The following is a 903-nucleotide window of genomic DNA, read 5'->3' as shown; positions in this document are numbered from 1 at the left end:
ACCTATGCATAATTTACTCAGCATATTAACCTGAGGTAATTATGAATAAACAGCAAAAAATAAAACACTGGCAAGGCATTTTTGAGCAGCAAAAATCGAGTGGTTTAGCCATCATTCAATTTTGTCGTGATAACAACATTAACGCATCGACTTTCTATGTTTGGCGTAAACGCCTTTCTGACGAAACGGTAAGGGTTAAAAAGCAACAGGTGATCCCGTTTGTTATTCATGAGCAAGCCTTTACGCAACCTTCAATCATTAAACTCACCACACCAAACGGCTATCAAATAGACTTCGAGTCGACATTAGCTAACCAAACGCTAGCCAAATTATTGAGCGTACTGTGACACCTTGCACACACCAAGTTTACTTGGTCACGGGGTTCACCGACATGCGCAAATCAATCAATGGCCTAAGTATTATTGTCAGCGATACCCTATCTCTCGATCCTTTAAGCCAAGCGTGGTTCGTTTTTTGTAATAAACAACGCGATAAATTAAAGATTTTATTTTGGGATACCAACGGTTTTTGGCTCTATTATCGTCGTTTAGAACAAGGACGATTTCAGTGGCCAAAACAGACTAATGAACACACGGCTATGGGCATCGAGCAACGCCAATTACAGTGGTTGCTATCAGGGTTACCGGTCAGTAATCAAACACGGCACCCGACTTTATCGGGGTTATCAGTGATGTAAATTAACCAGATCGTTTTTTTTACTTGAACGATCTTTCCCATGTGTCATGCTATTAAAATGCCAGACACTATTCTCATCACCGAACTACAAAATCAGCTTGCACTTATGCAGGCTAAGCTTGATGCTTTACAAGAAGATAAGGTTGAAATGCAATCGCGGATTGACCACTTGCTTGCTGAGCTTAAGTTAAGTAAATCCCAAAAATA

2 protein-coding genes are annotated in these 903 nt (G+C 40.2%); both read left to right on the top strand.

Annotated elements, in window-relative coordinates:
- Positions 1 to 41 precede the first annotated feature (41 nt).
- A complete protein-coding gene (tnpA, locus tag AAEY55_RS18095; RefSeq protein ID WP_301563154.1) occupies positions 42 to 347 on the top strand; it encodes an IS66 family insertion sequence element accessory protein TnpA in 306 nt (101 codons plus the stop codon).
- Positions 344 to 697, top strand: a complete 354-nt coding sequence (tnpB, locus tag AAEY55_RS18090) for an IS66 family insertion sequence element accessory protein TnpB (RefSeq protein WP_301563133.1) — start codon at positions 344 to 346, stop codon at positions 695 to 697. The genes tnpA and tnpB overlap by 4 nt, the downstream gene beginning before the upstream one ends.
- Positions 698 to 903 lie beyond the last annotated feature (206 nt).

This window comes from Pseudoalteromonas sp. 120-MNA-CIBAN-0494 (genome assembly GCF_040308885.1).
GTDB classification, from domain to species: domain Bacteria; phylum Pseudomonadota; class Gammaproteobacteria; order Enterobacterales; family Alteromonadaceae; genus Pseudoalteromonas; species Pseudoalteromonas nigrifaciens.
Note: the sequence above shows the minus strand (reverse complement) of the source record. Positions and strands in the feature narration are given on the sequence as shown.

What these genes read in the sequence shown, in the direction of transcription:
- tnpA (WP_301563154.1), top strand. Translation starts at nt 42, where the DNA reads ATGAATAAACAGCAAAAAATAAAACACTGGCAAGGCATTTTTGAGCAG.